Here is a 26,461-nt window from a genome sequence, read left to right as displayed (position 1 = left end):
ATGTTATTCCGCGTCTGATTTGGTGACGTTTTCAAGTCTTGTCGTCTGATTGGGATGGCCGACATATCCCTTGACGGCGGCATTCAGGACGATTGGCTCGAAACGTTCGAACATCGGCAGTACAGCCGGGCTCTGGGCGATGAACTTTTTCTGCAGTTCGACAAAGAGTGCACCCCGCTTTTCGGCATCCGCTTCCATCGATGCCTTGGCCGTCAAGGCGGTCAACTCGGGGATATCCCAGCCGGAGCGCCAGACGAAATTGCCGGCATTATTGGCTTCGAGCGAGTTGTCGGGATTGCTGGTGAACTGTTCCATCGAGCCGATGACATTTGGCATATAGGCGCTTGTCTGCGGAATCAGCAGATCGAAGGAGCGGGAACGGTGCGCGGCAATGATTTCCGAACCATTGCCTTGCTGGATGTCGAGCGTGATGCCGATCTCGCCGAGAGATGCCTGAATGGCAGTAGCAAGATCGATGCGTGGCGTCTGGGCGATCGTCTTCAATGTCAGTCTGAATCCGTCCTTGAATCCGGCTTCGGCAAGCAAGGCCTTGGCCTTGGGGACATCCAGATGCCAATCCGGGCTCTTGATGGCGTATTCGTAATTTTCGGGAACAGGAACCGTGCGAACCCTGCCATAAGGTCCCATGATCGTCTTTTCGATGCCAGCATAGTCGATGCCGTAGGCGATCGCTTCCCGGACCTTGGGGTTGGATAGATATTTGTTTGCGGCATTCATTGCCAGAACGTAGAAGCCGCCTGTCGGCACGCGCTGGATGACATAGCCCTTGTTACCCTCGAAGGTTTTCAGATCCGCGGCCGTCAATGCGCTGGCGATATCGAGATCACCTCGATTCAGCATCAATCGCTCGACCTGGCTCTCTGGGACATGGCGGACGATGACGCGACGCATCTTCGGCGGCCCCGCAACGTAATTCGGGTTGGCATCCATGATCACCATCTCGTTCGGTGACCAGCGATTTAGCGTGAACGGCCCGGAACCCGCAGAGTTTGTGCGCAGCCACTGATTGCCATAGTCATCGTTTTCGACGTGCTTCTTCACCTCCACACTGTCGACGGCACTCGCAACCACGCCGGCGAGGCGATAGAGTAGTAATTCGGAGGTCACCTTGTCAGTCAGGTCGATGCGAAGGGTGTGCTCGTCGACCGCCTTCACCAATTGCTCGACATTGTCGCCACTATAGCCGACACGCGTCAGGTTGGAGGCCGCAGATTGGTTTAACTTCAGGAGGCGTGTCAGCGAGTAAACGAAGTCGGCGGCCGTCACCGGATTTCCGGAGGCGAACTTCGCTTCGCGCAGCTTGAAGGTGATACCTTTCTCGTCGACCGTCCAGCTTTCAGCCAGCTGCGGAATGATCTTCCCGTCAACATCGGTGGCAACAAGCCGATCATAGAGATTGGACATGATCTCCAGCGCCTTCGCCTCGCTCCCCTGCTGTGGATCGAGCGATACGACCTGCGCCAGCGACGTTCCGATGACAAGTTGGTTCTTCGGTGTTGCAGCAGAGGCGGCCGATGCAGTAAGCGCCAGCGCACCAAGAGCTATGCTGACAACCATGTGTCGCGAAAAGCACCTCATTGAAACTCCTCCCAGATTCGACGCACGATACGTATTATGTGCATCGTATGTCATAATATGATTATCATGGCATCAATAGGCTTTGCAAGGGTCGATGGCGTGTCACCTCCAAATTACACTGAGACGAAAAATGAAGCGCCAGGATAGCTCACACAGGGAATGGCGTGCAGCAGATTGTCGACAACCTTAAGCAACGGAACGAGACGGGGAGGCCGAAGCAGCGGGGCAACTTCCAAATCAGACGCATTCCAAGCAGGCTCCGGCTCGAGCCGCACATTGGTGCGCAAAGGTATTGCCACCTGCGCTCGGTGAGTGATGTCAGGCCGATTTGGAAAATGGACATGTTTGGTGAGAAGCCGACAGCTGGTGGCCACTGTCGCTTACGCTGGTAGAGATCAAACCCACCCGAAAACCCAAACTTTCTGGGATTTTGGATGGTTTATGCCATCGTATCCTCTCGCCCAGCCACCGTGCGGGACGCTGCATCCGCGCCGGCACCCTGCTGGTGGTGAAAGCGGATTTCTGCTTCGTATTGCAACTTAAAAGGGTTCGGCGATCCGAACTATATCGTTGTCCTTCGATGTTTCGGCACCCGCGCCATCAGTTCACAGTGGCGTAACATGACTGACAGATCCCCTATCTGGAATGTTCACGCGGAGCGCTGGGAGATCCTCATTGCCATCGCCAATGAGATGCAGAAGGGGCGGGACAGAGTATATGTATGGATAGTCCGGCAAGCATACGCTGTTATTGATCGCCGATGGAGCAGCAAAACAAACCGTCCGATCAGCTCCCGAGTACATAGTTTTCATATGACATAATATGACTTTGCGCAGCAAATCCATGGAAAATCAGCGGATGAATCCCATCGAAGGATCCACCGCAAGGAGTAATCATGGGCGCTTCGATGAACCTCTACATCTTCAGCGTCGGCATCCTATCGCGGTCTATCGCCGCCAGATGACAGACCGAAAATATGAGGGTTTAGCATAACGCAGTATCCCGACGATGGCAGGCCGGGCAACAAGGCTCACGTCGCGGTTTGATCGTTTCGGATGCCACCATCACTCACCTGGATTTGGACCGAATGCACTGCGTTTCGAGCGTCGGATTGCGGTTGTCCTTGGCCAAGTTCGTCGATGCAGCGACACAGCAACGAATGGGTGCCGGATGTCGGGATCCACGGCAATTCAAAACGTTGCCAACTTTTATCCCTGCGTGGCCCGAGGGTTGCGGTCTGCCACAGGTTCCCTCCATCTAAACTGATCTCGACACCAGTTATTAGACGATCTCCCCATGCCCAACCCCAGATTTTTGTCGGTACGCCAGCCTCCAGCGGATGATCCGGGGACGGCGACACGATGACAGATTCCGGCGCGACACTCCAAACCGGCGTCATGCCTGACGGGGCAGGGTCGTTATAGAAGCGCGTCGTGTAGGCGCCGGTCGCCCGCCTGTTTTCGGCCCTGAGCGAACCAACCCACTTCACTGAATTCGTCCCATACCAGCCTGGCACCACCAAGCGCACCGGGCCTCCGCGCTCCGGGGTAAGCGGTCGGCCGTTGACCTCAAGAGCGAGAAGAACTTCGTTTGAAAGCGCTTTATCGATGGGAAGGTCTTTCTGATAAGGTTCGTTGATGTCTGCATACTCCCCCCACTCCAGACCTGCAGTCCAAATATAGGAGGCATCGGTGTGGATCTCGGCCTTTTCCAGAACAGTCGACAGCGGTACGCCTTTCCAAACTACGTTACCGACCCTGCGTTTTGCGACCGTCGGTGCGAGAGGACTTCCAGCGCATTCGTGAAACGACATATACTCGCGCTGTGGCATGGCTTGCAGATCGGATAGACGCAGCCGTAGAGGGTTTCCGACCATGCCATCGATATCGAGATACCAGTGCACCGGGTCTATCTCGACGAAACCCATGTGGGTCACCAGGAACAGATCGTCATCTGGGGTAATCCATGATTTTAGCGCATGCACCCCTGCATCCGGGCCTCGGAAAGAAAACCCGGTTTTGGTCATTTGAAGGCCCGTCCGCTTCATCGCTTCACTCCCGCGAAGCAGTCGCGCCGGGCTCGCCGGTAGTTTCCCCGGAGCGATCCTGCGAAAACCTTATTGGTTCTCGGCGTGTCCGATTAACCGTGAGGTCAAATATGTCGAACCGGTTGTATCCAGCAACGACATCGTGAAATCGCTTGGGCTCAATGCAGTCGTCAAGATCGATATGGGCGTAGCCAATCCCTTCATCGATCATCTCATCACCTATTGGCGTGCCGGTTGGGCCCACGAAAAAGCTGCTCGCCCGCGGACTGGCATCTATAATTGCTTCAATGGCGGGTTCACCCAGAGCGATGGCGTCGCGAGCGACGCCGTCAAGGCAACCTGCAACAACAACGCCGAAGCACTTCGCTTCAAAGCAATGGGCCGAAGCCCGGATCCGGTTGGCCAACCGATTATCGTAGTTGTCACTCTCAGTCGGCGCGCGAGTTGGCCAAATAGGTGGATAGGTGCTTATGTGAACTTGCTCCGCCTGCGTCATCAGGCTGTATCGCGCCAGTGGATTGGTGTTTTCCCCGCAAATCAACCCGCCAATGCGCCCGATTTTTGTATCGGCGACCATCAGACCCGCGCCATCGCCTGGATCCCATACCAGCTTTTCGAAGAACGTTGCGACCAGCTTTCGATGGTGGATCAGGATCTCGCCCGTATCGGAAATCAGGACATTGCTGTTCCACATACCTCCGATGCTTGCTGGATTGCGCTCGGAGAAGCCGATGGATACGAAAACGCCGTTGTTTGAAGCAGCTTTCCGCACAAGGTCGATTTCTGGCCCATCTACATATATTGAAGCGGTCAGGAAGCGTTTGAAATGCCCGTGCGATTGGAAGGGCGGATAAAGCGCCGCCCAGACGGGAAAGCCGGGAAGAAAACTTTCCGAAAACACCACAAGCGATGCACCGTTTCGGGCAGCTTCGGCTATTATCGAGCACGCTTTTTCGGCGCTCGCTAAGGGCTCAAGATAGACCGGAGCAACATGAGCAGCAGCGGCCTTAAAGTTCGAATTTCTCATCGTCATTCCCCTGCTAATCAACTGTCCTCATCACCCAAATCGCTCGATACTCTGACCAGAGTTATGACTGCCGCTTTGCTGTCAGACCAATTTCAATGCGAGCTCCAAGCGGAAGGCTGGCGCATCCGATGGTGGTCCGGGCTGGATAGGGCGATAAAAAGCGCGTCGAATAAATCTCGTTCATCTGAGCAAAGTCATTCATCTCGGTCAGATAGACGTTGACCGACACGACATCATCGGGCCCTAAGCCTGCCGCTTCTAGGACTTGGAACAGATTGTCGAAACACTGGCGCGTCTGATCAGCGACAGTTCCATCGAGGAGTTTGCCGGTGTTGGGATCAATAGGCGTCTGGCCGGAGCAAAATAGCAGGTCGCCGGCCCATGTTGCGTGCGAATATGGGCCTACTGCTGCGGCATTCGACGCAGTCACAACTCGTCTAGACATGGGTTCTCCCGGGTTAAGTTAGAGCAGCGCAGCCTATTAGAAGCCAGCCTTTCCAGACGCTTTGCTTCATTTGAGCGGCGTGCTCGCCTCTGCGACAGCTTCCAGACTAGCAGAACGAATTTGCGCGCCAACCGGAATAGGATGCACTACTCTGTGCAAAAATAGACGGGGTGGATATGGCAACTGCAATCGATCATCTTGACTGGGACGATCTGAAACTCTTCCTCGTCGTCGTCCGGTGCAAAAGCGTAACCGGGGCAGCCCGGACACTGAAGGTTAGCCATTCCACTGTTTCCCGCCGGCTTGCCCGTTTGGAATACACGGTAGGCAGCGCGCTTGTCGAACGGACCAAGGATGGGCTTCTACTGACACCAGCCGGACTTGTTACGATGCGAAGAGCGGAGGAAATCGAGAATGGAGTGAACGCTCTTCGAAGCGACGTTGGCAACAGAGACGAGGTGCGGGGCACTGTCAGATTGGCCACCATGGAGGGCATCGCAACGCTTTATCTTACCGAACGGCTCATCGAGCTTCGTTACCGGTACCCCGAACTTGAAATCGAGCTCGTAACATCGCCGCAAACCGTCCGCGTCGCCCGACGGGAAGCCGACCTATTCCTGAGTTTCTTCAAGCCCAGTGGCACGTCCCTCGATAGTCAGATGATCGGACGTTTCAGGACGGGCTTGTTCGCTTCAAAGACGTATCTTGAGCGAAACGGCGTTCCCTCTAACGTCGCGGATCTGAGCCATCACCTGTTCGTCGGCTACATCGAGGAACTGGTCCAGCTTGAAAGCGTCCTATGGCTGGACGAGTTGGTAGCCGCCCCGAAAATCGTGTTCAGCTCAAACAGTATGATGTCGCAGATGTTCGCGGCATCTGCTGGAGCGGGAATCGTGGCCCTTCCTGAATTCGCACGCAGTCCAAATCTCGGCCTCGTTCCGGTGCTCGAAGAGCTGATTGGGGAGCGTGAGATCTGGATGTCGGCGCATCACGACCTAGCCCATCTCCCCAGAGTGAGGGCCGTAAAGCAATTTGTAAAAGAACTGCTGCGTCGCGACGAGCAACGACTTTTGAGAAAGGCTTCATGGGTTGAGTGAGGTCTCTCAGATGCCCACCTCCACCATCGAGGCGGACTTCAAAGGCTAGCAAGACCGGATGCGCATTTTTGCACAGCGCGTTGCGAAAGTATTGGCTTCTGTTACCACAGCAATTGCATCAACAAGGTTGTGGGTCGATCAGAGGAAGGAAGCCGATGTCGGAATTCACCTACAATGCCAGCAAGACACTGGACCTTGTTCGTCTTCGTGCTGACACCTCTGGGACACACAACAGAAATCATCTGAACAATGCTGGCGCGGCTTTGATGCCGAGCCCGGTAATCAATGCCGTCACCGGGTACCTGACGAGGGAAGGTGAGATCGGTGGCTACGAGGCCGCAGCGGAGGCCAGTTCCTCGTTAGAAGGAACCTATGACAGTTTAGGCACCTTTCTAAACTGCAGCCGCGACGAGATAGCAATAGCGGAAAACGCAACGATTGCTTGGCAGCGAGCCTTCTATTCTCTTTCATTTGGCCCTGGAGACAGGATCCTGACCGCAAGTGCCGAATTTGCGGCCAATTATATCGCTTTTCAGCAGGTCGCCAAACGCACGGGTGCATCGGTTGAGATTATTCCAAATGACTCCTCTGGTGTTCTCGATCCAGAAGCACTGTTGAAAATGATAGACGATCGGGTGCGTTTGATAGCGGTTACCTGGATCCCCACGAACGGCGGTCTCATCAATCCAGCTGCAGCTATCGGTCGGATTGCACGAGATAACGGCATTCTCTATCTCCTCGACGCTTGCCAAGCGGCAGGTCAAACGCCGATCGATGTCAACGCGTTGGGCTGCGACATTCTTACGGCGACTGGCAGGAAGTTTCTTCGTGCGCCGCGAGGAACTGGTTTCATGTACATGCGGAAGTCGGTCTTGGAGACGATCGAGCCGGCGATGATCGACCTTTACGGTGCACCTTGGACCGGCCCCGGTGGATATGAGCTGCGACCCGATGCAAGGCGATTTGAAACCTGGGAAAAAAACTATTCTGTTCGCCTCGGCCTTCGGGCGGCAGTCGAATACGCTCTCGAGATTGGGCTCGAAAAGATTGAAGAGCGCTGCATTCATCTTTCCTCAAGGCTTAGAGAAGGCCTCAGAGACATGCAAGCTGTATCTGTGCACGATCTCGGGGCTCCGCTTGCGTCCATCATCTCTTTCACGGTTAAGGGGTGGGAAGCATCAGCGGTCATGGCCTATCTGACGGACAGGGCGATCAATGTCTCGGTTTCGCCCCCCTCCAGCACACCGGTTGACGCCTCGGCACGCCTCCTTCCGCCCGTGGTGCGCGCATCTCCGCACTATTATAATACCGAGGAAGAGGTAGATGCGTTTCTTAAAGCGATCGCCGCCTTGGCTTATAGCTGATCTGCCACCGAGGTCTCGCGGGAAATATTTTTAGTGTCTCCCCTTCTGTCTATCCTTTTACTCAGAGCAACCTGATCGCAATGACGGCTGCCCGGTCTTTTTAAGGCATCCCTGGGCGAAGGTGGCAACTAAGCCTGATCTAGCACGCTCCAGCCATAGCTTCAGATAGATGAGAAATTTTAAGGTCATGCTCTGAAACGCGGGCCAAATTTGAAGTTCAACCTGCGCCGCAGATCGCTACGTTTTTCAGCGCCCGACTGCCAAGGTGGAGCAATTTGACTGCAGCGCCAACACCGTTGATGTCATTCCATTCAAACTTCGTCTGACCCCATCAATGAACCGCTCATGTTACGAATGACCTTAAATTGGTCCCACCCCAATCGTTTGGGGGCGGAGCCGTCATTCTGATTTCAGGCGCGTCATGGATCTATCGAAAATCAAAACACTTATAGATTTTGTCGGGCGATCGAACGTAGTGCGGCTGGTGGTTACCGAGCAGGATGTGACAGTTCGGATTTTTCGCGATCAGAAGTGCGACCCGGTTCTGGCACCTTCTGACCTTCAAAATACCGGCTTGGCAATATCCGAGAATTTAGCCACCGAATCCCAAACTGCTGCCATCCCTGTCAAAGCACCAATCTTCGGCGTGCTTCACCGAGCCCCAGCGCCGGATGCCCCGCCATTCGTCACGCTCGGTGCTTCGGTTGAGGAAGGGCAGACGCTCTTTGTCATCGAAGCGATGAAGGTATTCAACGCTATTTCATCTCCACGCTCTGGGCGCATTGTGCACCTTACCGACATTGATGGCGGTGAAGTTGAGCCGGGCAATGTGCTCGCGGAGATAGCTTGATGTCGTTAACTCCCGAGAAGAAGCCGCTTTTCGACACCGTTATGATCGCAAACCGCGGTGAAATCGCGACGCGAATCCAGCGCGCCTGCCGCGATCTCGGGCTCAAAACGGTGGTGGTGTGTTCCGAGGCCGATCGTGACGCTTCCTATGGTAAAACTGCAGAGGTGTTTCTCTGCATCGGGCCATCCAGCCCGGCAAAAAGCTACTTAAACAAAGACGCCATTCTTCTTGCAGCCAGGCTTACCGGCGCAACGGCGATTCATCCTGGCTATGGGTTCCTCTCCGAAAATGCTTTGTTCGCCGAGGCCGTCGAGAGTGCAGGACTGACTTTCATTGGGCCGACCGCCGACGCGATCGCCACGATGGGTGACAAGATCGCGGCGAAGCGGGCAATGATCGCCGCCGGCGTTCCTTGTGTTCCCGGCCCGGATACGGCGTTGCCAGATGACCCAAAGCGCGTTGAGGAGATCGCACTCGATATAGGTTACCCTGTCATTATCAAGGCGACCGGCGGCGGCGGCGGGCGCGGCATGCGCGTGGTAGATGAACCGGCCCGGCTGCACGATGCCCTGGCGCTGACGCGTGAAGAGGCGCGCCAGGCTTTCGGGACGCCGGCGCTCTACATGGAAAAGTTCCTCCAGCATCCCCGTCATGTCGAAATCCAGGTTCTCTGCGATTGCCATGGCAACGCAGTTTGGCTCGGGCATCGCGATTGCTCAATTCAGCGACGTCACCAGAAGGTTGTCGAGGAAGCGCCTGCACCAGGAATTGCTCCTGAGGTCATCGGGCCAATCGGTGAAGCCTGTGTCCAAGCCTGCCGCCAGATCGGATATCGCGGCGTGGGAACCTTTGAGTTCCTGTATGAGGACAATGCCTTCTACTTCATCGAGATGAATACGCGGCTCCAAGTCGAGCATCCGGTCACCGAACTCACGGCCGGGATCGATATAGTCAAGGAACAGATCAGAGTGGCGCTAGGCGCTCCGTTGGCGATGATGCAACGACAAGTGACATGCGAGGGCCATTCCTTCGAGTGCCGCATCAACGCCGAGGATCCCGAGAGCTTCATGTCGTCCGCTGGCCTCATCACTGCGCTCGAATTGCCAGAAGGGGAGGGCATCCGTGTCGATACCCATATCCATGCAGGGTATAAGGTCTCTCCCTACTATGACTCGCTGATTGCCAAGGTGATCGTTCACGCACCGACGCGGAATGAGGCGCTGGAGAAGATGCGCCAGGCGCTTGCTACCACGCGCGTGGATGGGATCTCCACAAACATTCCCTTCCTGCGTGCATTTTTCGAGGATGCTGACTTCGCCAAAGGCGAGGTCGACATTCACTATCTGGAGCAATGGCTGAAACAAAGGGCTCCGCGATGAGCGCGATCGACTTCGCCGATCTGGAAAAGATTACTTTTCTGACCGACGCGCTGACGGCAGCCGGCGTAGATGGACTGGAAATCTCGAGTGCCTCCGGACAGCTGCACATCACCGTTTCGTCTGGTCGCCGTGCCCCTCCGCAGGTCGACAAGCCGCCATCCAAGGCTCTCGTCGTTAGGGCTCCGATGGCAGGTATCTTCTGTCTCAAGAGCGGCATAATCACAGACATCCCGCATGCCGTCGCTAAGAACGAAATGTTGGGCTTCCTTCGGATTGGTCCGGTTCTGGTTCCTCTGATCGCTGGTCGTCCAGGCCTCTTAACCAGACGGTCGGTCGAGCCTGGAGCCCTCGTTGGCTTCGGCGATGCTCTGTTCGAGATTGAGCCTCAATTATGATAGCTACGGCAACTACGCAAATTCTGACATTGAATGTCATTCCCGCCGGCAAGGATCAACCCCGTGTTTCTGCGATCGGCAGCCGATCGTTCCTCCTCGAGGCGCCCGGTGATTTCGACCTTCCCGCCCAGCGTCGCATCTGGGCGCTCTCGCAGACGTTGAAGAGCTGGACAGACTTGGCGGAAATCATTCCTGGAATGACCAATCTGCTTGCGATCTTCAAGCAGACGCCAGATGACCTCGGTCTGGTCATAGATCGGTTATCCGAAGCCTGGGATCGTGCCCTTAGTATCGATCTTGCCGGCAAAACCGTGGAGATACCAGTTCATTACGGCGGCGAGTTCGCGATAGATCTGCCAGCCTTGTGTGACCTGTCGGGGCTTACTGATAGGGAGGTGATCCGTATCCATCATGAAGCAACCTACAGGGTTTTTGCGCTCGGCAGTGCCCCTGGCTTCGGCTATCTCCACGGACTTGATCCGCGCATCTACATGCCACGAAAGGCCGTCCCTTCGTTGAAGATGGCAAAGGGCTGCGTAACTATCGGCGGCATGCAGACTGGCGTCGCCATGCTGACCGGACCCAATGGCTGGAATTCCATTGGCTTTGCCGATTTGCAGATGTTCGACCCACATTCACCCACGCCGGCTATGATGGCGCCTGGTGACACGGTTCGCTTCGTTCCTGCGAGGGTCGAGTTATGATTGAAGTCCTCGAATCCGGCCCCTTCAACACTGTGCAAGACCTCGGTCGTCCCGGCTACAGAGATATCGGTGTCTCCGCCAGCGGCGCGATGGACCCTCTTGCGGTCAGGATCGGCAATAGCCTTGCAGGCAATGACGAGGGCGCGGCGGTTCTGGAGATCCAGACGTTTCCATTTCGCCTGCGTTTCACCGAACCGACCGTCTTTGCCGTGACCGGTACGGATGGCAATCCCGTGATCGACGGCATCGAACTGCCTGCCTGGTGTGCCTATACCGCCGAAGCGGGCCAGACGCTCGAGTTGATGCATCCTCCCAAACGCGCGCGTGCCTATGTCAGTGTCGCAGGCGGTGTCGATGTTCCCGCGGTCATGGGCTCGCGTAGCACGTCTTTGCGCGGCAACTTCGGTGGACATGCCGGACGCCCTCTGGAGAAAGGCGACCGGCTCGCTGTGGGTGAGACCCCCGGGTTCATCCCGCTCCCTGCCTCCGGTCTTGCGATCGTCGAGCCAGAGATTGCGTTGGGTGATGTCTTCCCGTCCGGTTCGGACGAGATTTTGCTCATTCGTGCTTTGCCGGCGGGAGAGCACGGCCTGTTTGCGGACAATGGCAAGGCGTTCTGGGATCAGATCTGGCGTATCTCGTCGCGTAGCGATCGCACCGGCTTTCGTCTATCCGGAGCTGCAATCGTGCCAACGCAAACCGTCGAGATGCGCTCTCATGGGGTGGTGCCGGGAGTCATCCAGATCCCGCCCGGTGGCGAACCAATCGTGCAGATGAGCGACGCGAATACCGCTGGTGGTTATCCGAAGATTGCCGGGGTGATTGAATGCGACCTGTGGCGTCTTGGACAGGCTCGCATCGGTAGCCGTGTGCAGTTCGTACAATCGAGCTATGCGGAAGCGCGGGACGTCGAAAGAGCCGTCGACCAATACGTGGCAGATGTCAGGCAAACCATACCCATGGTCAAACGCGCGCTGAAGGCGATGGCGTGAGTGGGCCTGATGGTTGGCGATGAGAGGGACGTGGGATGAAGATTGATCTGAATTCCGACATGGGCGAAGGATTTGGACCGTACCGGCTGTGCGACGATGAGGCGATGATGAAGATCGTGTCCTCGGCCAATATTGCCTGCGGATTTCATGGCGGCGATCCGGACACGATGATGCGAATGGTACGGTTGGCCAAGGCGAACGGCGTTGGTATCGGTGCGCATCCGGGTTTGCCGGACCGCCTAGGGTTCGGGCGTCGCGAAATGCCGTTTCAACCTGATGAGTTGCGTCAGCAGATGCTTTACCAGCTTGGTGCCTTGATGGCGATTGCCAGAAGCGAAGGTATGACTGTCGGCCATTTCAGCTTCCACGCGGCCATGGGGAATATGGTCGAGCGTGATCCGTCGCTGGCGGACCTCATGATGCAAACAATTTTCACGGTCGACCCTGGTTTGGCGATCTTTGTTACCGCAGGCAGCGAGATCGAAAAGGCGGCTCGGCGCGCCCGGTTGAAGGTGCTCGCTTTGTTTCTGGCAGACCGCGCCTACGATGCTCACGGCAAGCTCGTTGCCAGGGGTCTGCCGGGTGCGCTCGTCAAGGATGAGGCATCGGTACGTGCGCGCGTGCGTCGCTTCCTGATCGACGGTGTCCTTGAAGCGATCGATGGATCTATTATCCCAATGCGCGCGCGTTCCATTCTCGTTCACAGCGATACACCGGGTTCACTTGAACTCGCGCGCATCGTGCGCAGCGAAATCGAAGCCGCCGGCGCTCGTCTTGTGCCTGCGGCGGAACTCGCCAGCTAATATGCTTGATCGCCTTCCGGGCGGTCCCCAATTTCAATCTGTCATCGAAAGACCATGCTGATGTCCGTCGCCGCCGAACGCCTGAAGAATGTCTCCATTTCCGCCTCCGCAGCCATGACCCAGCGCGCCCGGGAGCTGGCAGCCAACGGTATCAAAGTCGTCAGCCTCTCCTCAGGCGAGCCCGACTTTCCGACGCCAGCCAATGCCATCGAAGCTGCCTATTCTGCCGCCCTGAAGGGCGAAACCAAATATCCGCCCATGGATGGCACTGCAGCTCTCAAGGCCGCGATCAGCAGGAAGTTCAAGCGCGACAATAACCTCGATTACGATCCCAACCAGATTGTCGTGTCGGGTGGCGGAAAGCAGGTCATCTTCAATGCGATGCTTGCGACCTGCAATCCCGGCGATGAGGTCGTGATACCCACACCTTCCTGGGTAAGCTATGCAGATATCGTCAAATTTGCCGGCGGGGTTCCGGTGGCAGTTCCCTGTTTTGAGCAGGCGGGCTTCAAGCTACGTCCGCAAGACTTGGAAGCCGCGCTGACACCGCGAACCAAGTGGTTGTTTCTGAACTTCCCCAACAATCCAACAGGTGCGGCATGCTCGCGAGCCGAAATGGCTGCGATTGCCGAAGTCATGCTGCGCCATCCGGATGTGTTCATCTTGACCGATGATATCTACGAGCATCTGGTTTACGACGATTTCGAATTCTGCACGATTGCCGAGGTCGAGCCTCGTCTTCATGACCGCGTGCTGACGATGAATGGTGTTTCCAAGGCTTATGCGATGACAGGCTGGCGGCTTGGCTTCTGTGCCAGTGGCTCCAAGGAACTGATGGCGGCTATCAGCAATGTCAACGGCCAAAATGGCGGGGGTATCTCCACATTGACGCAAGCAGCCGCTATCGCCGCGCTGGATGGCCCGCAAGACTTGCTGAGGGAGCGGGCAGCGATCTACCGCGAGCGTCGCGATTTTGTCATCGACAAGCTGTCACAGGTCGAAGGCCTACGCTGCCACAAGCCGGAAGGTGCCTTTTACGTATATCCCAACATGTCGGGCCTGATCGGAAAGACCAGCAGGGGCGGGCGCAAGATTGCAACCGATGTGGATTTCGTCATGGCGCTCGTCGATGAGCACCATGTCGCAACCGTGCAGGGTACCGCCTATGGCATGAGCCCGTACTTCCGAATTTCCTATGCAACCAGCATGGAAAACCTGGAAGAAGGATGCGCCCGCATTGCCCAGTTCTGCAGGGACATGCGCTAAATTTTGAGCCTTTCGGTCAGCTCCACAAGAATGTCCCTCACCGCTAGCGCCGGCTCCGACAGAGGGTTCTGATCGGAGACACATAAAGACAGCGTCTCCTCGATCCGCGGGGAGATGATCCGGCAGATCAGAGGTTCGCCGGTTTCTGTCGCAATACGGTCGGCAATGGCCTTCGGCATGATCGTAGCACCAAGGCCTGCGGCAACCGCACGGGCCAAAGTTCGTACGATTTCCACCTCCGCGACCACTTTCATATTGTTGCGGGTACGGGTGAAAGCCGTGTCCACAGCGCGACGAACGAAATTGTAAGCCGGCGGCAACAACAAAGGCATGCTGTCCAGCGCCGCTAATGGGACGGGTTTGTCATCATCCTCGATTCCAAAGTCGCGATGCGCGACAAGATAGAAGTCCTCTCTCAGGATCGGATCGAACCGCACGCCTTTGATCGGCCCAGTCCCGTGGATGAGCGCCATCTCCAGCCGACCGTTCATGATCATCTGACTATAGGTTTGACCAACGCTCTCGGTCAGATGCAGCAGAATGCCGGGATGGCGCCGACGTGTCTCTGCCAGCAGTTCGACGGAAAGTGTCGCGGCGCTGCTGAAGGGTACGAGCCCGACGGAAACACGCCCTGCCAACGAATTACCTGCTGCGGAGGCATCTGCCTGCGCCTGTTCCATTTGGCGAAGGATGATCTGGGAATGGCGATAAACCGCATGGCCCGCATCAGTCATGCTAACACCCTGCTGGCTGCGTATCAAAAGCTTTTGACCGAAGTGTTCTTCCAGCGCGGCCAATTGCTGACTAAGCGCCGGCTGCGCGATGTGCAGAAGATCAGCCGCGCGGGTGATGCTCCCACTGTCGACGATCACGATGAATGATTTGAGGCGCCTGATGTCCATTTGGATCGCATGCTTCTGTTGAGAGTAGATGCATGGTTACAGATGCAGGTGCCTTTTGCAAACACAGGTCCGCCGATTACTCTTAGGAGAGCAGGGGCTCCATACAAGTTACTTATCACTCCAGAGATAATCGGTCTTAGGCAAGAATTTAAAGCGCCGCTAATGTCTGCGGCAACAAAAAGGGGACGTCAATGCCATTCTCCGATTACAAGACAGCATTGGTTACGGGTGCATCCTCCGGCATCGGTGCTGCCATCGTCGAGCGCTTCCGTCGCGAGAATATCGAAGTGCACGCCATCGCCCGTAGCGGTGACGCTCTTAAGGCTCTTGCTGAACGTACCAAATGCATCGCGCACGTCATCGACGTTACGGATCGTGCGGCGCTTGCCCAACTCGCGTCCACGATCCCATTCGACATCCTCGTCAACAATGCGGGTGTCGATCGGCCAAAGAAGTTTCTGGATGCAGACGAAGAGGACATCGATCTGCTTGTCGATGTCAATTTGCGCGCCGTTCTGCACATTTGCCGTCTGATCGTGCCTGGCATGGTGGCGCGCGATCGCGGCCACGTCATCAACATCTCCTCGATTGCCGGAAATTACAATTTCGGCGGCAACTCCACCTATCATGCAGTCAAGGCCGGCGTGGCTATGCTTTCCAATCAGTTGCGGCTGGATGCCTTCGGCAAGCGTGTCCGCGTGACGGAGATTTGCCCCGGTCGTGTTGCAACCGAAATCTTCAATCACGTCCACGGCAACGATAGCAGCGTTCGCGAGCGGTTCATCGATGGTTTCGAACTGCCGCAAGCCGCTGACATCGCCGAAGCGATCGCCTTTGCCATTGCAGCGCCAGTGGCGGTGAATATCGGACACATGGAGATCACGCCGACGCTGCAGGTGATGGGTGGGCTTCAAACGGCACGGCCACAGGCGAGTGAGACCGAGGAGCCGAAGCGGTGACCGGGTTCGATCTTTCGGCCATTCTCAAGGACCCAGCCTATGTCGCCATGTTGGTGCATGGCGTCGAGATGACTTTCGTCATTTTTGTTGGGTCATGGATACTAGCCATCGGTCTTGCAATCACGCTTCTGTCGATCCGCTTTTCTCCATTTCGCTTTGGCGAGCCCATTGTTGCAGCCTATGTTTCTTATCACCGCAACGTGCCGACGCTGGTGCAGCTCATGCTCTGGTACTTCGGCATATTCAATTTGCTGCCGAACGGATTGACGGCATGGCTCTCGGCTCACAACGCCGAAACAATATTTGCCGTGATTGGGCTCGGGCTTTGCCAGGCCGCCTATTTCAGCGAAGATCTGCGGTCCGGACTACGATCTGTCAGTCCAGGGCAGATGGAAGCGGCTACCGCTCTCGGGCATGCTTATCTGTCGGCGATGCGTTTCGTGATTTTGCCGCAGGGGATCCGCAATGCGCTTCCTCCGCTCATCAATCACAGTGTATCCCTCTTCAAGAATAGCAGCCTTGCCATCATCATCGGTGCACCAGAACTAACCCATGCTGTGAAAGAGATTGAAAATCTCAGCTTCCGGACATTCGAAATCTACCTGATCGGCACGGTGCTCTATCTCTTCTTTTCGCTGCTGATCATGGGGGTTGGCGCTTATTTGTCTCTGCGTGCAGATCCGGTTCGGAGCGCGCGCGCATGATCACTGACATTCTTCTCATCATCAAGGAATACTGGCTGCTATTGCTGGTTGGTCAATATCCCAACGGTCCGCTTGGCGGCTTGGCCAATACGCTGATCCTTTCGGCGCTTAGTATCGCGCTGGCCTTTCCGATCAGCATCCTGTTTGCCTTGGCGCGCCTGTCAAAATGGTGGATTTTGCGGTGGCCTTTGACGGGACTCGTCTACGTCACACGCGGGGTACCGCTGCTAATGCTGGTTCTTTGGAGCTATTTCCTTGTGCCGCTGTTGAGCGGTGCGGATGTTCCAAGCTTCATGATCATGTTGACGACACTGGTCGTCTACCAGGGCGCATTTCTGAGCGAAGTTGTACGCGGCGGCATCGTGGCGCTTGGGCACGGGCAGATGGAAGCAGCCAAAGCGCTGGGGCATAGCTATTTGGGGGCGATGCGGTTCATCATCCTGCCCCAGGCGCTCTACAATATGATCCCGAGCATCATCTCGACCTTCGTTTCCACGATCAAGGACACGACGATCGGCTACGTCATCAACGTGCCAGACCTTACCTTCGCGGCCAGTCAGGTCAATAACCAGCTTCTGACACAGCCATTCCAGGTCTTCCTGCTTCTGGCGGCCGTCTACTACGCCATCTGCTGGACCTTGACCAAGATCGCTAACACCATCGAGCGACGGATAACCCGCCGGCGCGCCGGTGTTATCAGAGGCGTATCAATTGCGCCTCTGGCACCGTCACAAATTCTATCGGAGCAGCCATGACCTTGTCCGCGCCCACGACGCAACAGTTGCCTGCGATACGCCTCTCCAATGTGTACAAGAGCTATGGCGACCACCCCGTTTTAAAGAACATAGATGCTTCGGTCGCACGCGGTGAGGTCGTGGTCATTTGCGGTCCTTCCGGTTCCGGCAAGTCGACGCTGATCCGCACCATCAACCGTCTGGAAGAGATCAGCAGCGGCTCGATCGTGTTCGACGGGCAGGACATTCACGCGTCTATGCCGTCGAAGAAGCTCAACCTCTTGCGCAGCAGCATCGGCTTCGTTTTCCAGAACTTCAATCTGTTCCCACATCTGTCGGTGGTTGAGAACGTGTCGATGTCGCCCGTGCGGGTGAAGGGCGTCGCGCCCGATGTAGCCCATGACAAGGCGTTGAAACTCCTCGATCGCGTCGGTCTTGCAGAAAAGGCAAACGCCTACCCTGGCCAGCTGTCGGGCGGACAGCAGCAGCGGGTAGCCATAGCGCGTGCCCTCGCTATGGAGCCGCCTGTCATGCTGTTCGACGAACCAACCAGCGCGCTTGATCCGGAAATGGTCGGGGAGGTCCTTTCGGTGATGAAAAGCCTGGCGGCAGAAGGCATGACCATGCTGTGCGTCACGCATGAAATGGGGTTCGCCCACGATGTTGCAGATCTCATCTGGTTCATCGATGCGGGAGAGATCATCGAGAAGGCCCCGCCGGAGGAGTTCTTCAAGACCCCTCGTCACCCGCGTGCGCAGCGGTTCCTCGCTGATCTGCGTCACTGACATCCAAAACAAAAAAATAGGAGAACAGCAATGAACTGGACAAGCATTACTCTGGCGGCCGTGCTTGCGACCGCCGCGACAATTTCGCCCGCCAAGGCGGATCAACTCGATACCATTATGTCGTCTAAAACGCTGCGTTGCGCTACGTTCGCAGACGTTCCACCCTTTGCCTCGCCCGACCCGAAGACGCGTGAAATGGTTGGTTTTGACGTTGATCTTTGTAACGCAATTGGCAAGGCTTTGGGTGTCAAGGTCGAAATCAAGCCCGTTTCCGTTGAGGCCCGCGTGCCCGAGGTGAAGCTCGGCCGTGTCGATATCACCGTTGCGAATCTCGCCTACACAGTCAGCCGCGCCGAGCAGATCCAGTTCAGCGACCCGTACTACCTCGCAAAGGAAATGCTGATCGTGCCGGTTGATGACCCCGGCCAAAAGAAGGCCGATTTCGAAGGCCAGCGACTGGCATCGACGAAAGGGTCGACTTCGGAAATGTCGATCAAGCTCAACAAGTCCGATCCTTTGACATTCCAGGATACTGTGTCGGCTTATCTTGCCGCCCAGCAGGGCAAGGCCCGGGGCATGGTTGCCAATACGATGACCACGACCAAGCTGGTCATGGAGTCGAAGACCAAGGGCAAGGAAATGCGGATGATCCCCGAGCCGATGCTCTATCAACCCATTGGCATCGGCATGGCCAAGGACAATCCGGCCCTTACGGCAAAGATCAACGAAGTGCTGCGTAAGCTCGATACATCCGGTGAACTCAACCAGATCTGGGACAAGTGGCTTGGCCCGAACACCGACTACAAGATGACGCGCACCGATAAGGTCGTGCCGCTTTCCGAATTGAAATTCGATCCCATCCCGTAAGCCATCAGGCGGGTACTCAGCTTAACCAGAAGACAAGCGTGCAGATGCTGGCGGAACCAATCCACCGCCAGCCACTCCGCTGCGAGGAAATCAAAGTGATCCATATTAAAGACATAGCACAACGGCCCGCCAAAGAGGACATTGAGGCTCTTTCGGTTTTTTCTCCCGCAACTATTCATGAAGCACAGGGCCGCCGCGGCGCATTGTCATCACGACTGAAACCCGTCGACTACAGGATGAAGCTGTGTGGGCCGGCTTTCACGGTCAAATGCGCGCCGCGTGACAACCTCATGCTGCAACTGGCCATCAATTACGCCAAGCCCGGCGATATTATCGTCGTTTCCGCCGGTGAGTATGAAGAGGCGGGCTCATTTGGCGACGTCCTTGCGAATGCCTGCCTTGCAAAAGGTATTGGTGGCCTCGTCACTGATACCGGTGTTCGCGACACGCTTCAATTGCGAGACCTTGGCTTCCCGGTCTTTTCCCTCAGCGTTTGCATCAAAGGAACGGTCAAAGAAACCATTGCAGCAGTCAATGATTCAATCGTGCTGGGCGGAGAGATCATACACCCGGGTGATATTATCGTTGGCGACGCCGACGGTTTGGTGGTGGTAAGGCGCGAAGATGCCCGCGAAGCAGCGAGGCTTTCTCAAGCACGCGAAGATGCAGAAGCTGGCTTTATCGCTGCATACAAAGATGGAAAGTCTGTTGTGGAAGTTTCCAATCTAGACGCGGTGCTGAAGGCAAAAGGCCTCCTAGTGGACATTTGAACTGGTCAGTCCGCGCTATTCTAGCAAACCTTGAGAGATCCGTTGCTCTGATGAGATAGGTAACAAGGCAGCATTCGTGCAGACTGTGCTATATGTCAGGCTGACGAATTTGCGGCCTCTACTTCCTGACATTATCGATTAGCGCCTGCTCTTGCAGGCGCTTCCTCAGCCAAATCAGGCCGGTATCGTTGGCGCGGGCTGGATGATACTGCACCATCTCCCGCAATAATGGAAAAGAAAATGGGAGCTCGGCCAGTGCGATTGGATGATGTTCGGCCATAACCAGCGCGAGCCGTTCATGCATCAATGCCAAGCGGTCTGTCTTAACCAGTAGCCAAGGGAGCAGGGTGAAGGACGAGGCGATCAGTTCAATCCGCCGCTTTTTACCCAGAATATTCAGCTCGCGATCCTCGAACACTGTCGTACGTTGCGGACCGACCGCAACTTGAATATGGCCTGCGGACAGAAATGCCGCCTCGTCGATCCGCTTGGCAAATAAAGGATTTTCGTTCCAGCCGACCACGACATGACGGTCATCGAGCAGGTGTTCTGCAGGCAGGTTATGGGCGATATAGCCGTCCGGCGCTATAACGAGGTCGACATCGCCTTGTTCGAGCTGTCCAATGCTTTGGTCGTCGTTGAACAGCAGTTCGAGACGCACCGACGGTGCCTCGGTTGTGAGCCTGCGGCAGAGCGGCGCAAGGAGTGCCGTTACAATGTAATCCGATGCAGCGAGACGGAACGTGCGTTGAGAAGTGGTCGGATCAAATCCTGCAGACGTAGCAATTACATTCTCAATCGCACGGAGGCTTTCTCGGACCTGAGGTAAAAGGCTTTCTGCGTAAGCTGTTGGGAACATACGCTTGCTGTGCGTGACGAGGATCTCGTCGTCAAAATACTCCCGAATTCGCCTTAGCGCTGAGCTGATCGCCGGCTGGCTGAGGTGCAACTCTTCTGCCGTTCGTGATACGCTCCGCGTTCGCATCAGCGTCTCGAACACGCCAAGCAGATTAAGATCGAGCCCCTTGAAGCGCATGCCGTCCTACGGCCCCTCCCGTTCATAATCGTTCAGCCGGAACGCCGCTTCTGCGAGTGCTGTCCAGCCGCGTTATTTGGTCGTGCGCAGTAGACGACGGAGTGGATCGCAGTCGACTGAAATGCCGGATGCATCAATATCCTGAATGGATTTGCATTAAAAATATCATCTTTGTCAATCTCGATCGTTGTGGTGGAACTAGCACAATCAACCGCTGGATAAGGGTGATCGCTGGGGAGGTTACAAAGCGTTTGCCGTCTCTGAAGTCATTCACGGCGTTTGTTGAAATTGCCACAGACCACCGGGATTCCTGCTCCGCCATATCGGCGGGGAGGCGTTCACCGTCGAACATGATGGGTAATTATTTATGATAAAGTTCTTTTTCGTCGTTCGCCGCGCCCCAGGCCTTACTCGCAAGGCGGCCCTTGACCACTATCGCGATGTCCACGGGCCAATGGTCGTATTGCCGCCGGCTGATGCCGGCCCGATGCCTGCATATTATGTGCAAAATCACGTGATAGACGGCGCATATCCGGAGTATAATGGTGTCCACACCATTGAACGTGATCTTGTGACGGAACTGCACTTCGAAAGCCTCGCCGCAATGCAGGCCGCAGTCACTACGCCATATTACCTCGCAAATCTGCGACCGGATGAACCACGCTTCGTTCACGACCCGAGCGTCGCTCGTTTGAACGTCTCACCCCGCGTAATTTTGGCTGGATCGAGGACGACCCACAAGCTTTTCGTGCTGGTCAGCCGATCGGAGACTACCGATGAGCAAGGGTGGTCTGCGATACTGCACCAAATGAGCGAGGCGATTCAATCATGGCATGGAATTGCGGCGTTAACTGAAAACCAAGTTGCGATGCCACCGGTCGGTGAGCGGTTCGTTGATTGCGTGTTCGAGGCATGGTTCACTGATGCGGACGCTTCGATGGCCGCGGCGTCGCGAGCTTATCAACTGTTCGATGCGACCGGAGTGGAGCGGGCCAAATCAATCGTTCTTGTCGCCGAAGAAATCACGCAAGAACGCTTGCAGGAATTGGCAGCGTCTAATGGAAACGGGGGAGGCGGCTCCTAAGGAGCCAGTCAACTCCGCGGGGCAGCGTCGCCTTACAAAGCTGACAGAACGGATCATGATGCGGTTCAAGTCTGCCGGGCAATAACGTCTTGTGTCGGCCTACGGACCGATTTCAAACTTCTTTCCGGTTCACCGCAAACATTGAGGTCGATCGCTGAACGCTTCCCACCTACGGCCGTCCAGCGCGATATCAAGCTGCCAAACGCCATATAAAGTAGGTCTCCGCTCTTACGTCCTGTTCCAGCGACGCTGCAGCGCGGCGCTGGCTGTCTGGTAGGGGCTTTAGGTGCCCGGAGGAATAGTTTTGCCTGCGCCGGCGTCTTGTTTCTCGGGTGAGCCGTTCGGCGTGCCGTGCGTGCCAAGTGGCGAGCCGACCACGGCCTTCCACGCCTTTCGCGCAGATTCCACGCCTTTAGGAAAGCCACTGCGGTCACGATAATCGCGGGCCGGGCCGGATACACGACTATGCCTGCGAACCTGTGCCTGGGCCGCCGCAATATCGAGAAGAGCAACTCCTCCGACCACAGCAAGGGCAATGCTGGCGTAGCCACGTTGGCGATTTGCGGGTGCAAGTGCCGACAAAAGCAGGGCGATATCGAGCCCGTCGCCCGCCACGCGGCTTGCAAGGCCGGCACGCTTGTCGATGGAAAGGGTCAACAGACCACTGCCGATCTCGCGCACGCCGCAGGCCCTGACCACACTTTCCTTGCCGCGCATGCCGAGCCATTGGGCCACCCTGGCTGGAGCAATAACTTGCGTCAGCCCCAGGCCGAGGCTGAACCAACCAAGGCCGCGCGTCAGGCGGTCGGAAGAAGACAGCGAACTCGGACCGGTTTTAATGACCCGCGGATCGCCTTGGGAACGAGTGAGATTGGACAAGAAGTTCATGGTGCACCTTTCGAGTTTGGGACGCGCATTCCGGAGACTGGCGAGGCTGCAGCCTCTGGAATACGTTGACGAATGGATGGTGACGACGATCAGGGCTTGAGAACGACCTTTATGCAGCTGTCCTGCTTGTCACGAAACAGCTTGTACATGTCCGGCCCCTGATCCAGCGACGCCGTATGGGTTATGACGAAGGAAGGATCGATGTGGCCTTCCTCGATCAGCCGCAGCAGTTCGTCGGTCCAGCGTTTGACGTGGGTCTGGCCCATGCGGAACGTCAGCCCCTTGTTCATCGCCTGGCCCATGGGGATTTTGTCAACGAGGCCGCTATAGACGCCGGGGATCGAGATGATGCCGCCGGGACGGCAGACATAGATCATCTCGCGCAGCACATGCGGCCGGTCGTTTTCCATCATCATCATCTGCTTGGCCCGGTCATAGATCGTATCCGGCTGGCCCATGGAGACATGGCTTTCGAGGCCGACGGCGTCGATGCATTTCTGCGGGCCTTTGCCGCCGGTCAGTTCGTTGAGCCGAGTGACAACGCTCTCCTCCTCGAAATTGATCGTAATCGCGCCAGCGGCCTCGGCCATTGACAGACGCTCAGCCACGCAGTCGATGGCAATGACTTGGCGGGCGCCTTGCAGCATGGCGCTGCGGATTGCCATCTGGCCGACGGGGCCTCCGCCCCAGACGGCGACGGTATCATCAGGCTCGATCTCGCACTGCACGGCAGCCTGCCAGCCGGTTGGCAGGATATCGCTCAGAAACAGCACCTGCTCGTCGGACAGGCTGTCTGGAACCTTGATATGGGTCATATCAGCGAAAGGCACGCGCAGATATTCCGCCTGGCCGCCGGGATAGCCGCCGGTCAGATGGGTGTAGCCGAACAGGCCGGAAGTTGAATGACCAAAGGCCTTTTCGGCCAAGTATTTCTTTCGGTTGGATCGTTCGCAAACCGAGAAATTACCGCGCTTGCACTGCTCGCATTCGCCGCAAAAGATGGTGAAGGGCACGACGACGCGGTCGCCTTTCTTCAGCTTGCTCTTGGCGCGGGTGCCGACTTCTACGACTTCACCCATGGCCTCATGGCCCATGATGTCCCCAGGCATCATAGCGGGAATGTAGTTGTGAAACAGATGCAGGTCGGAGCCGCAAATGGCGCAGCTTGACACCTTGATGATGGCGTCGCGGGAATGCTCGATCTCGGGATCAGAGACGGTGTCGCAACGAATATCTTCTTTACCATGCCATACCAGGGCGCGCATGTATGTCTCCTGACTTCGTATTGATGCTGGTGCGGTGAACAGATGTAGTTCACGATCTTGCGGGGCAGCGCACTGCCTTCCATGGCATCTCCCAACATGGCGATCCGGCAGAAGTTCCTCGATTTTTTTGGGCGTACTCCCGTCTGCCCGTTCCGCAGCATTGCTGCCGTCACTGATCTCGCGTATCAACCGTGGACTGAATATCGCCTTGGCGCCAAGTTCATGAGGCGGGTTCGCCCGAACGGTGCGAATAATTCGTCACGGAGACGAACTATTTGCATCGGTGAGGTGGTTGTGCGATGGATGCCTGAGCAATGGCATGGCGCCGGTTGTCGAGATAATGAGGGATTGTCGATGAATCTCTGGACGAGCACGCCTCCCATGCTGCGTCAGATTTCCGTTCGCGCCGCCATGGACATTCTCCTGCACGAGGGTCCGACCTCCCGCGCGGACCTCGCCAAGAAGACCGGTCTGTCGAAGCAGACTATGTCGGAGGTGATCCGCATGCTGGAAACCGAGGGCTGGGTTCGCGTCAAGGGCATTGTATCAGGCAAGGTCGGGCGTAGCGCCGTGACCTATGAAGTGGCACCGGACGCCGGCTGCGTCATCGGCCTTGATATTGGCGCGACAACCATTCGTCTCGCCATCGCCGATATTGCCGGCGCCATCGTCCACGAGGTTGAGAGACCTGTTGGTGACCATGTCGGCGAAGACCTGTTGCAGCACGTCAATGGCATCGTCGAAGCCGCCTTGAAGAAGGCGCGGATCGCCCGCAACAAAGTGCTGCTGGCCGCCGTCGCCATGCCGGGTGTCGTCGATCCTGATACGGGTCGCCTTTCGCTTGCCCCGAATCTATCCGATATCGGCGGGCTTGATATCGTCGCGACCCTGCAGGCGATTTTACGCTGCGATGTCATCATTGAAAACGACGTCAATGCCGCCGTGATCGGTGAAACCTGGAAGGGCGCGGGCGTAGGACTAGACTCCGTTGCCTTCCTGTCGATGGGAACGGGTATCGGTCTAGGATTGCTGGTCAACGGCAAGCTGATGCGCGGCGCCAAGGGCGCGGCCGGCGAAATCGCCTATCTGCCCTTCGGCGCGGATCCTTATGCGGATCAGAGCCTGGAGCGGGGTGCCTTGGAATGCGCGATCGGCGCGCGCGGCATCCTGGAGCGCTACGGCGATCCGGAAGGTGCGGTGACGGTGCGCGATGTTCTGGAACGAGCCGAGACGCAGGAACTGCGCGCAATCGAGACGGTGCGTGAGACCGCCCGGTTGGCGGCTCTGCTCGTGGTTTCCGTTCACGCCATGCTCGACCCTGGCAAGATCCTGCTTGGCGGCAATGTCGGACGCAACCCACTCATGGTGCGAAGCGTCAACGAGGCCCTGCCGATTTCAACGCATGCCGGCATTTCGGTGGAGGCAAGTACGCTAGGCGCGCGCGCCACGCTCGTCGGAGCCGTGGCGATGGCACTCAACCAGTTACACAACGCTCTGTTTTCGCCTCAGGATCTGCCGAGCGAAATGCGGCTTCCCGGCTGATCAATTCAGTCCTTGCCGGGTTTGATCTCGCCGCGCACCTGGCCGTGCGCAACAAGGGCAAACAGACCGGTGCCGCCGATGATATTGCCGATCAGCGCCGGCAGGATGAAGCCGCCGACGGCGCCCTTGAGATCGGTTTCGCCTGCAAGCATTACCAGCCAGGCTTCGCCTGAGCCGGCAATGACGTGGCTGAAGCCGCCGAGCGCAATGACATAGGTAATCATCAGGATCACCCAGAATTCGCTGCCGCGGGCGTTTGGCAAGATCCAGGCAATTGATGCGATCAGGAAGCCGGCGGGAGTAGCCAGCAGCAGCGTCGTGGTGAAGTCGTGCTTCAGCACCGCCCTTGAGATGTCGAGAGCGGCGGCGAGTTGCTCAGGCTCTATGATGACGGCCTTCACCATGAGCACAGCCACCAGGAATGTACCGACGAGATTGGCCAGAAACACTAATGTCCACAGCCGCAGCAGACGCATGAGATTGCGGCGCGTCGGGTGCGTCGCCATAGGCAGCACGGCGGTCACGGTCGTTTCGGTAAACAGTTGCAGATTGCCCAGAATGACGATCATGAAGCCGACTGTGTAGCCGAAGGAGACGATCAACTCGCGCCACGGCGCCTCCGGCAGATGCATCTGCAAGAACGCTTCAACGAGGATGGAAGCGCTTATCGCCACACCGGCCGCGAAGCCCGAAAGCAGCAGCGACAATAACGGCCGGTCCAGTTCCTCGTCGCCCTCAAGACGAACGACCTCGTGCACGACTTTGGCCGAGCCCGAGCCTCGTTCATCGACGGCCTGCTTGTCGCCTTCCGACATGGATGGCGAAGGCTTAGCCTCTTCTGCCGCTACGTTCTCTTCTTCGGAGCCTGGCTGGACGGTTTGCGGCATCATGGTCCTTTCCCAATGATCACGGTCTCGGCGCTGCCTCTGGAATGCGTATGGTTTCGCACGGCAGCCG

General features: G+C 56.8%; 26 protein-coding genes. 17 read left to right on the top strand and 9 right to left on the bottom strand.

What is annotated here, in order from left to right; translation table 11 throughout:
* Nucleotides 1-3: 3 nt before the first annotated feature.
* From BJF91_RS10655 to BJF91_RS10640, 4 genes are all read right to left on the bottom strand, one after another.
* Nucleotides 4-1,578, bottom strand: coding sequence for an ABC transporter substrate-binding protein (locus BJF91_RS10655; protein WP_407639874.1), 1,575 nt, complete (start codon nt 1,576-1,578; stop codon nt 4-6).
* A gap of 1,051 nt (nt 1,579-2,629) precedes the next feature.
* Nucleotides 2,630-3,646 carry a molybdopterin-dependent oxidoreductase gene (locus tag BJF91_RS10650; protein WP_075614430.1) on the bottom strand — a complete coding sequence of 339 codons (1,017 nt, stop codon included), beginning with the start codon at nt 3,644-3,646 and terminating at the stop codon, nt 2,630-2,632.
* Between the two features lie 4 nt (nt 3,647-3,650).
* Nucleotides 3,651-4,673 carry a carbon-nitrogen hydrolase family protein gene (locus BJF91_RS10645; RefSeq protein ID WP_075614595.1) on the bottom strand — a complete coding sequence of 341 codons (1,023 nt, stop codon included), beginning with the start codon at nt 4,671-4,673 and terminating at the stop codon, nt 3,651-3,653.
* 61 nt (nt 4,674-4,734) lie between these two features.
* Nucleotides 4,735-5,118, bottom strand: a complete 384-nt coding sequence (locus BJF91_RS10640) for a RidA family protein (RefSeq protein ID WP_075614429.1) — start codon at nt 5,116-5,118, stop codon at nt 4,735-4,737.
* A gap of 176 nt (nt 5,119-5,294) precedes the next feature.
* Between BJF91_RS10640 and BJF91_RS10635 the strand changes: the two genes are divergently transcribed.
* From BJF91_RS10635 to BJF91_RS10595, 9 genes are all read left to right on the top strand, one after another.
* Nucleotides 5,295-6,215: a LysR family transcriptional regulator gene (locus BJF91_RS10635; protein ID WP_075614428.1), complete on the top strand. Its 921-nt coding sequence runs from the start codon at nt 5,295-5,297 to the stop codon at nt 6,213-6,215.
* Between the two features lie 155 nt (nt 6,216-6,370).
* Nucleotides 6,371-7,579, top strand: a complete 1,209-nt coding sequence (locus BJF91_RS10630) for an aminotransferase class V-fold PLP-dependent enzyme (RefSeq protein WP_075614427.1) — start codon at nt 6,371-6,373, stop codon at nt 7,577-7,579.
* A gap of 421 nt (nt 7,580-8,000) precedes the next feature.
* The gene (locus BJF91_RS10625; protein ID WP_075614426.1) at nt 8,001-8,429 is read left to right on the top strand and encodes an acetyl-CoA carboxylase biotin carboxyl carrier protein; all 429 of its coding nucleotides are present in this window, start codon (nt 8,001-8,003) and stop codon (nt 8,427-8,429) included.
* Nucleotides 8,429-9,808, top strand: coding sequence for an acetyl-CoA carboxylase biotin carboxylase subunit (gene accC, locus BJF91_RS10620; RefSeq protein ID WP_075614425.1), 1,380 nt, complete (start codon nt 8,429-8,431; stop codon nt 9,806-9,808). Before BJF91_RS10625 ends, accC begins: the two co-directional genes overlap by 1 nt.
* Nucleotides 9,805-10,203, top strand: coding sequence for an acetyl-CoA carboxylase (locus BJF91_RS10615; RefSeq protein WP_075614424.1), 399 nt, complete (start codon nt 9,805-9,807; stop codon nt 10,201-10,203). The genes accC and BJF91_RS10615 overlap by 4 nt, the downstream gene beginning before the upstream one ends.
* Nucleotides 10,200-10,907, top strand: a complete 708-nt coding sequence (gene pxpB / locus BJF91_RS10610; protein WP_075614423.1) for a 5-oxoprolinase subunit PxpB — start codon at nt 10,200-10,202, stop codon at nt 10,905-10,907. Before BJF91_RS10615 ends, pxpB begins: the two co-directional genes overlap by 4 nt.
* A complete protein-coding gene (locus BJF91_RS10605; protein WP_075614422.1) occupies nt 10,904-11,899 on the top strand; it encodes a 5-oxoprolinase subunit C family protein in 996 nt (331 codons plus the stop codon). Before pxpB ends, BJF91_RS10605 begins: the two co-directional genes overlap by 4 nt.
* A gap of 35 nt (nt 11,900-11,934) precedes the next feature.
* Nucleotides 11,935-12,702, top strand: a complete 768-nt coding sequence (locus tag BJF91_RS10600) for a 5-oxoprolinase subunit PxpA (protein WP_075614421.1) — start codon at nt 11,935-11,937, stop codon at nt 12,700-12,702.
* 60 nt (nt 12,703-12,762) lie between these two features.
* Nucleotides 12,763-13,968, top strand: a complete 1,206-nt coding sequence (locus tag BJF91_RS10595; RefSeq protein WP_184412823.1) for a pyridoxal phosphate-dependent aminotransferase — start codon at nt 12,763-12,765, stop codon at nt 13,966-13,968.
* Here the strand turns inward: BJF91_RS10595 and nac are convergent.
* Entirely contained in the window at nt 13,965-14,870 is a 906-nt protein-coding gene (gene nac, locus BJF91_RS10590) for a nitrogen assimilation transcriptional regulator NAC (protein WP_075614419.1), read from the bottom strand. The genes BJF91_RS10595 and nac overlap by 4 nt on opposite strands.
* A gap of 191 nt (nt 14,871-15,061) precedes the next feature.
* Here nac and BJF91_RS10585 point away from each other — a divergent pair, with 191 nt between their 5' ends.
* The 6 genes from BJF91_RS10585 to BJF91_RS10560 all read left to right on the top strand — a co-directional run bounded on the left by BJF91_RS10585 (nt 15,062) and on the right by BJF91_RS10560 (nt 19,689).
* The gene (locus BJF91_RS10585) at nt 15,062-15,829 is read left to right on the top strand and encodes an SDR family oxidoreductase (protein WP_075614418.1); all 768 of its coding nucleotides are present in this window, start codon (nt 15,062-15,064) and stop codon (nt 15,827-15,829) included.
* Entirely contained in the window at nt 15,826-16,533 is a 708-nt protein-coding gene (locus BJF91_RS10580; RefSeq protein ID WP_075614417.1) for an amino acid ABC transporter permease, read from the top strand. The genes BJF91_RS10585 and BJF91_RS10580 overlap by 4 nt, the downstream gene beginning before the upstream one ends.
* Nucleotides 16,530-17,288 carry an amino acid ABC transporter permease gene (locus BJF91_RS10575; protein WP_075614416.1) on the top strand — a complete coding sequence of 253 codons (759 nt, stop codon included), beginning with the start codon at nt 16,530-16,532 and terminating at the stop codon, nt 17,286-17,288. The genes BJF91_RS10580 and BJF91_RS10575 overlap by 4 nt, the downstream gene beginning before the upstream one ends.
* Complete coding sequence (locus BJF91_RS10570) at nt 17,285-18,052, top strand: amino acid ABC transporter ATP-binding protein (RefSeq protein ID WP_075614415.1); 768 nt, start codon at nt 17,285-17,287, stop codon at nt 18,050-18,052. The genes BJF91_RS10575 and BJF91_RS10570 overlap by 4 nt, the downstream gene beginning before the upstream one ends.
* A gap of 30 nt (nt 18,053-18,082) precedes the next feature.
* The gene (locus BJF91_RS10565) at nt 18,083-18,919 is read left to right on the top strand and encodes an ABC transporter substrate-binding protein (RefSeq protein ID WP_075614414.1); all 837 of its coding nucleotides are present in this window, start codon (nt 18,083-18,085) and stop codon (nt 18,917-18,919) included.
* Between the two features lie 95 nt (nt 18,920-19,014).
* Entirely contained in the window at nt 19,015-19,689 is a 675-nt protein-coding gene (locus tag BJF91_RS10560) for a 4-carboxy-4-hydroxy-2-oxoadipate aldolase/oxaloacetate decarboxylase (RefSeq protein ID WP_075614594.1), read from the top strand.
* Between the two features lie 118 nt (nt 19,690-19,807).
* Here BJF91_RS10560 and BJF91_RS10555 read toward each other — a convergent pair whose 3' ends face one another.
* Nucleotides 19,808-20,725, bottom strand: a complete 918-nt coding sequence (locus BJF91_RS10555; RefSeq protein ID WP_075614413.1) for a LysR family transcriptional regulator — start codon at nt 20,723-20,725, stop codon at nt 19,808-19,810.
* 367 nt (nt 20,726-21,092) lie between these two features.
* Here BJF91_RS10555 and BJF91_RS10550 point away from each other — a divergent pair, with 367 nt between their 5' ends.
* The gene (locus BJF91_RS10550; protein WP_075614412.1) at nt 21,093-21,809 is read left to right on the top strand and encodes an EthD domain-containing protein; all 717 of its coding nucleotides are present in this window, start codon (nt 21,093-21,095) and stop codon (nt 21,807-21,809) included.
* A gap of 282 nt (nt 21,810-22,091) precedes the next feature.
* Here BJF91_RS10550 and BJF91_RS10545 read toward each other — a convergent pair whose 3' ends face one another.
* Together BJF91_RS10545 and BJF91_RS10540 are read right to left on the bottom strand one after the other, a co-directional pair.
* Complete coding sequence (locus BJF91_RS10545; RefSeq protein WP_075614411.1) at nt 22,092-22,697, bottom strand: hypothetical protein; 606 nt, start codon at nt 22,695-22,697, stop codon at nt 22,092-22,094.
* Nucleotides 22,698-22,786: 89 nt separating this feature from the next.
* Nucleotides 22,787-23,962, bottom strand: a complete 1,176-nt coding sequence (locus BJF91_RS10540; protein WP_075614410.1) for a zinc-dependent alcohol dehydrogenase — start codon at nt 23,960-23,962, stop codon at nt 22,787-22,789.
* Between the two features lie 354 nt (nt 23,963-24,316).
* Here BJF91_RS10540 and BJF91_RS10535 point away from each other — a divergent pair, with 354 nt between their 5' ends.
* The gene (locus BJF91_RS10535; RefSeq protein WP_075614409.1) at nt 24,317-25,504 is read left to right on the top strand and encodes an ROK family transcriptional regulator; all 1,188 of its coding nucleotides are present in this window, start codon (nt 24,317-24,319) and stop codon (nt 25,502-25,504) included.
* Nucleotides 25,505-25,509: 5 nt separating this feature from the next.
* On the opposite strand, the gene BJF91_RS10530 is transcribed toward BJF91_RS10535, so the two are convergent.
* On the bottom strand, nt 25,510-26,394 hold the full coding sequence (locus BJF91_RS10530) for a formate/nitrite transporter family protein (protein WP_234801592.1): 885 nt from the start codon (nt 26,392-26,394) through the stop codon (nt 25,510-25,512).
* Nucleotides 26,395-26,461 lie beyond the last annotated feature (67 nt).

Origin of the sequence: Gillisella taibaishanensis (assembly GCF_001938985.1) — a bacterium.
GTDB lineage: Bacteria > Pseudomonadota > Alphaproteobacteria > Rhizobiales > Rhizobiaceae > Allorhizobium > Allorhizobium taibaishanense.
Note: the sequence above shows the minus strand (reverse complement) of the source record. Positions and strands in the feature narration are given on the sequence as shown.

Coding starts and splice junctions, on each gene's coding strand:
- BJF91_RS10635 (WP_075614428.1), top strand. CDS start 5,295: ATGGCAACTGCAATCGATCATCTTGACTGGGACGATCTGAAACTCTTC.
- BJF91_RS10570 (WP_075614415.1), top strand. CDS start 17,285: ATGACCTTGTCCGCGCCCACGACGCAACAGTTGCCTGCGATACGCCTC.
- BJF91_RS10540 (WP_075614410.1), bottom strand. CDS start 23,962: ATGCGCGCCCTGGTATGGCATGGTAAAGAAGATATTCGTTGCGACACC.
- BJF91_RS10615 (WP_075614424.1), top strand. CDS start 9,805: ATGAGCGCGATCGACTTCGCCGATCTGGAAAAGATTACTTTTCTGACC.
- BJF91_RS10650 (WP_075614430.1), bottom strand. CDS start 3,646: ATGAAGCGGACGGGCCTTCAAATGACCAAAACCGGGTTTTCTTTCCGA.
- BJF91_RS10655 (WP_407639874.1), bottom strand. CDS start 1,578: ATGGTTGTCAGCATAGCTCTTGGTGCGCTGGCGCTTACTGCATCGGCC.
- BJF91_RS10640 (WP_075614429.1), bottom strand. CDS start 5,118: ATGTCTAGACGAGTTGTGACTGCGTCGAATGCCGCAGCAGTAGGCCCA.
- BJF91_RS10555 (WP_075614413.1), bottom strand. CDS start 20,725: ATGCGCTTCAAGGGGCTCGATCTTAATCTGCTTGGCGTGTTCGAGACG.
- BJF91_RS10530 (WP_234801592.1), bottom strand. CDS start 26,394: ATGATGCCGCAAACCGTCCAGCCAGGCTCCGAAGAAGAGAACGTAGCG.
- BJF91_RS10550 (WP_075614412.1), top strand. CDS start 21,093: ATGATAAAGTTCTTTTTCGTCGTTCGCCGCGCCCCAGGCCTTACTCGC.
- BJF91_RS10600 (WP_075614421.1), top strand. CDS start 11,935: ATGAAGATTGATCTGAATTCCGACATGGGCGAAGGATTTGGACCGTAC.
- BJF91_RS10645 (WP_075614595.1), bottom strand. CDS start 4,673: ATGAGAAATTCGAACTTTAAGGCCGCTGCTGCTCATGTTGCTCCGGTC.
- BJF91_RS10630 (WP_075614427.1), top strand. CDS start 6,371: ATGTCGGAATTCACCTACAATGCCAGCAAGACACTGGACCTTGTTCGT.
- BJF91_RS10585 (WP_075614418.1), top strand. CDS start 15,062: ATGCCATTCTCCGATTACAAGACAGCATTGGTTACGGGTGCATCCTCC.
- BJF91_RS10595 (WP_184412823.1), top strand. CDS start 12,763: ATGTCCGTCGCCGCCGAACGCCTGAAGAATGTCTCCATTTCCGCCTCC.
- BJF91_RS10625 (WP_075614426.1), top strand. CDS start 8,001: ATGGATCTATCGAAAATCAAAACACTTATAGATTTTGTCGGGCGATCG.
- nac (WP_075614419.1), bottom strand. CDS start 14,870: ATGGACATCAGGCGCCTCAAATCATTCATCGTGATCGTCGACAGTGGG.
- BJF91_RS10545 (WP_075614411.1), bottom strand. CDS start 22,697: ATGAACTTCTTGTCCAATCTCACTCGTTCCCAAGGCGATCCGCGGGTC.
- BJF91_RS10575 (WP_075614416.1), top strand. CDS start 16,530: ATGATCACTGACATTCTTCTCATCATCAAGGAATACTGGCTGCTATTG.
- accC (WP_075614425.1), top strand. CDS start 8,429: ATGTCGTTAACTCCCGAGAAGAAGCCGCTTTTCGACACCGTTATGATC.
- BJF91_RS10535 (WP_075614409.1), top strand. CDS start 24,317: ATGAATCTCTGGACGAGCACGCCTCCCATGCTGCGTCAGATTTCCGTT.
- pxpB (WP_075614423.1), top strand. CDS start 10,200: ATGATAGCTACGGCAACTACGCAAATTCTGACATTGAATGTCATTCCC.
- BJF91_RS10565 (WP_075614414.1), top strand. CDS start 18,083: ATGAACTGGACAAGCATTACTCTGGCGGCCGTGCTTGCGACCGCCGCG.
- BJF91_RS10605 (WP_075614422.1), top strand. CDS start 10,904: ATGATTGAAGTCCTCGAATCCGGCCCCTTCAACACTGTGCAAGACCTC.